The 7,113-nt window shown below is 69.1% G+C and carries 10 protein-coding genes; 8 read left to right on the forward strand and 2 right to left on the reverse strand.

Annotated elements, in window-relative coordinates:
• The 3 genes from ACFW2E_RS26305 to ACFW2E_RS26315 all read left to right on the forward strand — a co-directional run.
• On the forward strand, positions 1 to 276 hold a 276-nt coding region (locus tag ACFW2E_RS26305; RefSeq protein WP_384469538.1), incomplete at its 5' end, for a transcriptional regulator.
• The gene (locus ACFW2E_RS26310; protein ID WP_384469539.1) at positions 273 to 752 is read left to right on the forward strand and encodes an SRPBCC domain-containing protein; all 480 of its coding nucleotides are present in this window, start codon (positions 273 to 275) and stop codon (positions 750 to 752) included. The genes ACFW2E_RS26305 and ACFW2E_RS26310, both read left to right, overlap by 4 nt.
• 146 nt (positions 753 to 898) lie before the next feature.
• Positions 899 to 1,168, forward strand: coding sequence for a DUF397 domain-containing protein (locus ACFW2E_RS26315; protein WP_189997865.1), 270 nt, complete (start codon positions 899 to 901; stop codon positions 1,166 to 1,168).
• Positions 1,169 to 1,275: 107 nt separating this feature from the next.
• Here the strand turns inward: ACFW2E_RS26315 and ACFW2E_RS26320 are convergent, their stop codons facing one another.
• Positions 1,276 to 1,773, reverse strand: a complete 498-nt coding sequence (locus ACFW2E_RS26320; RefSeq protein WP_384469540.1) for an ATP-binding protein — start codon at positions 1,771 to 1,773, stop codon at positions 1,276 to 1,278.
• Between the two features lie 334 nt (positions 1,774 to 2,107).
• On the opposite strand from ACFW2E_RS26320, the gene ACFW2E_RS26325 reads away from it, so the two are divergent.
• From ACFW2E_RS26325 to ACFW2E_RS26345, 5 genes are all read left to right on the forward strand, one after another.
• Positions 2,108 to 2,932, forward strand: a complete 825-nt coding sequence (locus tag ACFW2E_RS26325) for a helix-turn-helix domain-containing protein (protein WP_384469552.1) — start codon at positions 2,108 to 2,110, stop codon at positions 2,930 to 2,932.
• A 165-nt stretch (positions 2,933 to 3,097) separates the two neighbouring features.
• Positions 3,098 to 4,558, forward strand: coding sequence for an aldehyde dehydrogenase family protein (locus tag ACFW2E_RS26330; RefSeq protein WP_384469541.1), 1,461 nt, complete (start codon positions 3,098 to 3,100; stop codon positions 4,556 to 4,558).
• Positions 4,559 to 4,585: 27 nt separating this feature from the next.
• Complete coding sequence (locus ACFW2E_RS26335; RefSeq protein WP_384469542.1) at positions 4,586 to 4,909, forward strand: hypothetical protein; 324 nt, start codon at positions 4,586 to 4,588, stop codon at positions 4,907 to 4,909.
• A gap of 130 nt (positions 4,910 to 5,039) precedes the next feature.
• Positions 5,040 to 5,597, forward strand: a complete 558-nt coding sequence (locus tag ACFW2E_RS26340; protein ID WP_384469543.1) for a DinB family protein — start codon at positions 5,040 to 5,042, stop codon at positions 5,595 to 5,597.
• 39 nt (positions 5,598 to 5,636) lie between these two features.
• On the forward strand, positions 5,637 to 6,278 hold the full coding sequence (locus ACFW2E_RS26345) for a PadR family transcriptional regulator (RefSeq protein ID WP_384469544.1): 642 nt from the start codon (positions 5,637 to 5,639) through the stop codon (positions 6,276 to 6,278).
• A gap of 22 nt (positions 6,279 to 6,300) precedes the next feature.
• On the opposite strand, the gene ACFW2E_RS26350 is transcribed toward ACFW2E_RS26345, so the two are convergent.
• On the reverse strand, positions 6,301 to 7,113 hold an 813-nt coding region (locus tag ACFW2E_RS26350; protein ID WP_384469545.1), incomplete at its 5' end, for a pyridoxal-dependent decarboxylase.

Consider the following 7,113-nt stretch of genomic DNA (forward strand, 5'->3'; position numbering starts at 1 on the left):
GGCCGCGGGGCGCGCGCGGGGGGCCCCCGCCCGGCCCGGGTTGGGGCCGCCCTCTCCCCCCGCCGCCGCCCCTTTCCCGGCCACCCCCACCCGGGGCCCCGGGACGCGGGCCTCGTCTCCGAGCGCCGCTCCGGACGGCAGCGCATCTACCGTCTGGAGGCGGCCCCGCTCGCCGAGGTGCAGGACTGGCTCCATCCGTACGAGCGGTTCTGGCGCGACCGCCTGAAGGGGCTCGGCGAACTGCTCGACCGCATGCCCGACGATGACCCTTCATGAACATCCAGCCCGAAGACGCTTCCGCGGCCGGCGACCTCACCACCATCCGGGTCGACCAGTTCCTCCCGCACCCGCCGGCGAAGGTGTGGCGCGCCCTCACCGAGCCGGAACTCCTTGTTCAGTGGCAGATGCCCGGGGCGGAGAACTTCCGGCTCGAGGTCGGTCACCGGTACCGGATGACCTCGGTCCCGCGTCCGGGCACCCGGTTCTCCGGCGCCCTCGACGTGCAGGTTCTCGCCTACGACATCGAACGGACGCTGTCCGTCCGGTGGACCGATGCCGATCCGGCCAATCCCGCGGACTGGACCATCACGTGGACGCTGGAACACGAAGGGCGCGGTACGCGTCTCTTCCTAGTACACGAGGGATTCGATCCGGACGATCCGGCGCAGATGATGGCGCGGAAGATCATGGACGGGGGCTGGCGTTCGCATGTCCTGCGAGCTCTGGGGCACACGCTGGAAGAGCTTCGGTAAAGCGGTCGTCAACGCTGTAACCGGAGGAACACCCCCCGTGCACGTGCATCTGCCCATGCATCTGCACATGAACAGGGTTATGATCCGGGTCAGTTGACCACAGCATCCATGGCCACATCAGCCAGTGCACCACCGGGGAGCGACCTGTGGACCGCGACGTTGACAGCGTGTACGGGGGGTACGACGTGTACAACGGCATGGCTGCCACGCAGCTGGACGGAGTGGCCTGGCAGAAGAGCAGGCACAGCAACTCGCAGGGTTCCTGCGTGGAGTTCGCCCGGTTGCCGGGCGGAGACGTGGCCGTGCGCAACTCGCGCTTTCCGGACGGCCCCGCACTCGTCTACACGCGCGCGGAGATCGAGGCGATGCTGCTCGGTGTCAAGGACGGCGAGTTCGACCACCTGATAGCGAGCTGACGGTCCGGCGGGCCGGCATCGGCCGCACCTGGACGCGGCGGGGAGACTTTTCGTGTCGCGTCCGGGAACGCGCGTAGAACCGCGACGTGAGGCGACGTCGCGGTTCGTCACTCGACCGGCTGGAGCCGGAACAGCGCCCAGACGACCTTGCCGTTCAGCGTGCCCGCGAGCGGGTGCCAGCCCCAGCCGTCACTGAACGAGTCGACCAGGAACAGCCCGCGGCCGGACTCGGCGGAGAAGTCGTCCGAGTCGCGGGCGACCGGGGTCTCGTGGCTGGGGTCGCGTACGGCGCACACCAGTCGGTCGGTCCACCGCAGCAGATGCAGCCGCACGGACGGGGACTGCTCCCCGGCGCAGCCGGCGTCGGACGGCAGCGCGTGGCGCAGGGCGTTGGTGACGAGTTCCGAGACGACCAGACATATGTCGTCGAAGCGGTCGCCCACGTCCCACTGGTCGAGCGTTCTGCGGGTGAACAGCCGGGCCTCACGGACCGCTTCGTAGCGGGCGGGCAGTGCGCAGGAGGCGGCGTTGGACACGGCCGCGGGGTCCAACGGCGGAAGGCCCTGCCGTAACGGCTCGAGCATGGTCGATCCATTCGTCCCCATGCGAGGCACTCCCGGGAATTCGCGGTCGTTGCGATGCAGCGGTGGCGCGGGGACCATGCTTTCGGATGCGCACAGCAGATGCAAGGGCAGATGCACGTGCACGAGACCGAATTGAGCCCTCCCGTACCGCTTGTTGGCCATTTTTTCCGCCAACCTCATGCACGTGACGCACCTCTGGAGTGCTTCATCCTGTGCGGAAACTTTGGCACCTTTCCGTTTCCGTAACCAGACGAGTACTGCTCGAAGTGTTTTAGTGGCAGACTTCGGGCCCTGAAGACGGTTGGGGAGGCTGGCGAACGTGAGCGCGGGAGAGCCCGGATCGGTGGTGCGGCGCATGCTGCTCGGCTCGCAACTCAGGCGACTGCGAGAGGCACGGGGGATCACGCGTGAGGCGGCCGGGTACTCGATCCGCGCCTCCGAATCGAAGATCAGCCGGATGGAGCTGGGCCGGGTGAGCTTCAAGACACGGGACGTCGAGGACCTGCTGACGCTGTACGGCATCACGGACGAGGTGGAGCGCGAGTCGCTGCTCTCCCTGGCCCGGGAGGCCAACGTCGCGGGCTGGTGGCACAGTTACTCCGACGTGCTGCCGAGCTGGTTCCCCACCTACGTGGGCCTGGAGGGCGCCGCCTCGCTGATCCGGGCGTACGAGGTGCAGTTCGTGCACGGTCTGCTGCAGACCGAGGAGTACGCGCGCGCGGTCGTCCGGCGCGGTATGAAGGGCGCGAGCGTCGCCGACGTCGAGCGGAGGGTGACGCTGCGGCTCGAGCGGCAGAAGTACCTCGTCTCGGAGAACGCCCCCGAGTTCCACATCGTCCTCGACGAGGCCGCCCTGCGCCGGCCGTACGGCGACCGCGAGGTGATGCGCGACCAGCTCCAGCACCTGATCGACATCTCCGAACGGCCCAACGTGCGGCTGCAGATCATGCCGTTCAGCTTCGGCGGCCACTCAGGTGAGAGCGGCGCGTTCACCATCCTCAGTTTCCCCGAGTCCGACCTGTCGGACGTCGTGTACCTGGAGCAGCTCACCAGCGCGCTGTATCTGGACAAGCGCGAGGACGTCGCCCAGTACGAGCAGGCCCTCAAGGAGCTTCAGCAGGACAGCCCGGGGCCGGACGAGAGCCGGGACCTGCTGCGGGGACTGCTGCAGCTCTCGTGATTTTCGCCCTCTTGACTTGTCACGCCCGTTTCCCCAGGCGACACCCCAACTCACCGTAAACACAAGTACGATGACGTGTGATCAGTCAAATCAGACCGATCGGATAGTGAAGTTGATCGGGTGTCTGTCTCGACTGCTTAGGCAGTAAGGGGATCGAGGGATCACATGTCGTCCTGCTTCACCGACCTGGCCCAGCAGTACATCGACGGTGAGTGGCGCCCGGGCACCGGTTCCTGGGACATCATCGACTTCAACCCGTACGACGGCGAGAAACTGGCCTCGATCACCATCGCCACCATCGACGAGGTCGACGAGGCGTACCGGGCGGCCGCCCGTGCTCAGCGTGAGTGGGCCGAGACCAACCCCTACGCCCGCCGTGTCTTCTTCGAGAAGGTCCTGCGCCTCGTCGAGGAGCGGGAGGGCGAGATCACCGAGATGATCATCGCCGAGCTCGGCGGCACGCACATGAAGGCCGGATTCGAGCTTCATCTCGCCAAGGAGTTCCTGCGCGAGGCGGCCCAACTTGCGCTGCGCAGCGAGGGCAGATTCCTGCCGTCGCCGATCGACGGCAAGGAGAACCGTCTCTATCGCGTCCCGGTCGGCGTGGTGGGCGTGATCAGCCCCTTCAACTTCCCCTTCCTGCTGTCGATCAAGCCCGTCGCCGCGGCCCTCGCCCTCGGCAACGCCGTCGTCCTCAAGCCCCACCAGGACACGCCGATCTGCGGCGGTACCCTGATCGCCAAGCTCTTCGAGGACGCGGGTCTGCCGCCCGGCCTGCTGAACGTCGTGCTCACCGACATAGCCGAGATAGGCGACGCGTTCATAGAGCACCCGGTCCCCAAGCTGATCTCCTTCACGGGCTCCGACAAGGTCGGCCGGCACATCGCCACCGCCTGTGCCGCGCAGCTCAAGCGCTCCGTCCTCGAACTGGGCGGCAACAGTGCGCTCGTGGTCCTCGACGACGCGGACATCGACTACGCGGTCGACGCGGCCGTCTTCAGCCGTTACGTGGACCAGGGCCAGGTCTGTATGGCGGCCAACCGCGTCCTGGTGGACCGCGCGGTGGCGGACGAGTTCACCGAGAAGTTCGTCGCCAAGGTCAGAACCCTGAAGACCGGTGACCCGAGCGACCCTCGGACGGTCATCGGTCCGGTCATCAACTCGCTCCAGGCGAACGCCATATCGGCCGCCATCGAGCAGGCCGTAGCCGAAGGGGCCACGGTCCTCGTGCGCGGCACGACCACCGACAACCTGGTGGAACCCTCCGTCCTGACGGACGTGCCGACCGACTCCTCACTCCTGCACAAGGAGATTTTCGGCCCCGTCGCGCTGCTGGTCCCCTTCGACGGCGAGGAGGACGCGGTCCGCATCGTCAACGACACCCCGTACGGGCTGAGCGGAGCCGTCCACACGGCCGACATCGAGCGGGGCGTGGCGTTCGCCAAGCGGGTCGACACCGGCATGTTCCACGTGAACGACGGCACCATCCACGACGAGCCGCTGGTCCCCTTCGGCGGCGAGAAGCACTCCGGCATCGGCCGGCTCAACGGCGAGACGACGCTGGACGCATTCACCACGCTGAAGTGGATCTCGGTACAGCACGGCCGGACCGCGTTCCCGTTCTGACCTGAAGGTGCCGGCAACACTGGCCCGGTGCACGTGGACGACATCGACCGCGCCCTCCCCGCCGTGCGGGAGCTGACGGGCCAGGGCGCCCGGACGAGGTACTCCCACGGCGAAGTGGAGGCCGCCGGCATCCTGCTCGTCGCGGGGAGCGAGGCGGCGCTCGCCCCGTTCCACGACGTCCGGAGCACGCTGCTCGTCGACGATCCGGACGGCCTGCACGGACTCCTCGACCGGCACGGCGGGGAGATCCTCTCCGGTCCGAACCGGGTCCCGCAGTCCGCAACCGTCGTGCGGCACTCCGGCGGGGCCGTGGTCGTGTACGCCGAGCACTTGGCCCGGCCCGCGTCCTGACGGCATTGCGGTGACCGGAGCCCGTCGCCGCACCCTTGCGGACAGAACCTGACCGCAAGGGCCCGTAGCGTCATCGGTGTCGGGCAAGAGAAGCCGTTCCAGCGACGCAACCCCAGGAAAGGGGCCTGTCATGGTCACACACGTGCGAGCCGAGGCGCAGGGCGACGAGCGGGGGGCTCTGCTCTCCTTCCTCGCGGAGCAGCGCGGCGGCATCCGGCGGGCGGTCCTCGGGCTGACGGACGAGCAGGCCACGGGCAGGCCCAGTGCCAGCGAGCTGTCCCTGGGCGGGCTGCTCAAACACGTCGCCGAGGTCGAGCAGGGCTGGATCGCCCGTGCCAAGGGCGAGCCGCCGGCGGTCGCGCGGGACGAGTCGAACTGGCACGAGTGCTTCGTGCTGACCGAGGGCGAGACGGTCGCCCAGCAACTGGCGTACTGGGAGGAGGTCGCCGCCGAGACCGAGAAGTTCGTCCGGTCCGTGCCCAGCCTCGACGACACCTTCCCGCTTCCGAACGACCCCTGGTTCCCGCCGGACGAGGCCGTCTCCATGCGCTGGCTGGTCCTCCACCTGATCCGCGAGACGGCCCGGCACGCCGGCCACGCCGACATCATCCGCGAGTCGCTGGACGGGAAGACGGCGTTCGAGCTGGTGGCCCTGGAGCGGGCCGGCGCACAGGAGCCGACGGACTGACCCCCCGGGGCCCCGCACCCGGGCAATAGCCTGGACCGCATGTCAGCGATCCGTCTCCTCGTGCTGGGCGCGGTCCGCCAGCACGGGCGGGCCCACGGCTACCAGGTGCGCAACGACCTGGAGTACTGGGGCGCGCACGAGTGGTCCAACGCCAAGCCCGGCTCGATCTACCACGCCCTGAAGCAGATGGCCAGGCAGGGACTTCTGCACGCGCACGAGACCGCGCCGTCCACGGCCGGGGGCCCGCCGCGGACCGAGTACGAGATCACCGACCGGGGGACCGAGGAGTTCTTCAGGCTGCTGCGGGAGTCCCTGGTCGCCTACGGCCAGAAGACGGACATCCAGTCGGCGGCCGTCGGCTTCCTCGTCGAGCTGCCGAGGGACGAGGCCGTGGCTCTGCTGAAGGAACGGATCCGCCGGATCGAGCAGTGGCGGGCCGCCGTCACCGAGCGCTACGTCCCCGAGGACGGACCCGGACAGCTGGGCCACATCGGCGAGATCATGAACCTGTGGGTCCACACGGCCGATTCCGACGCCGCCTGGACCCGCGGGCTCGCCGAGCGCCTCGAACGCGGCGCCTACACCTTCGCCGGCGAGGGCGAGCCCTTCGTGGGCGTCCTGGCCGAGGGCCAGGAGAACCCGTACGCGACGGGGGAGCGGCATCCGGAGGACGACCGCTGACCACCCGGCCCCGTCGTCGCCGTCAGTGGTGGAAGCTGGTGGCCGCCTGCTTGTCCTGGGCCAGCGGATGCGGCTGCCGGCGCAGTTCCGGCAGCAGATGGCCGAGGTCCTCCAGGAACATGTCGGCCAGGTCCAGGGAGAAGCCGTTGCGGCACACCACCCGCACCACGGACAGGTCCTCCCGGTTGGGAGGGAAGGTGTAAGCGGGCACCAGCCAGCCGCTCTCCCGCAGCCGCCGGGAGACGTCGAAGACGTCGTACGCCTTCACGTCCGGGGCGGTGGTGAAGGCGAACACCGGCAGCTGGTCGCCCCGGGTCAGCAGCCGGAAGTCACCCAGCGCCTCGATCCGCTCGGCGAGCCCGGTCGCCACGTTCCGCGTGCACTGCTGCACGGTCCGGTAGCCCTCACGGCCCAGCCGCAGGAACGTGTAGTACTGGGCGACCACCTGGGCGCCGGGGCGGGAGAAGTTCAGCGCGAAGGTCGGCATGTCGCCGCCCAGGTAGTTGACCCGGAAGACCAGCTCCTCGGGCAGCGACTCGGCGTCCCGCCACAGCGCCCAGCCGACCCCGGGGTACACCAGCCCGTACTTGTGCCCCGAGGTGTTGATCGAGGCAACCCGCGGCAGCCGGAAGTCCCACACCAGGTCCTCGTCCAGGAACGGCGCCACCATTGCGCCGGACGCGCCGTCCACGTGCACCGGGACGTCCAGCCCGGTGCGCTCCTGGAGGGCGTCCAGGGCCGCGCACAGGTCGGCGAGGGGCGGGGATGAGCCCTGGCACGTGGCGGCCAGGGTGGCGAGCGCTCCCCGTGTGTTGTCGTCGCGCAGCTCGGCCCC

Source organism: Streptomyces sp. NPDC058964 (assembly GCF_042741275.1).
GTDB lineage: Bacteria > Actinomycetota > Actinomycetes > Streptomycetales > Streptomycetaceae > Streptomyces.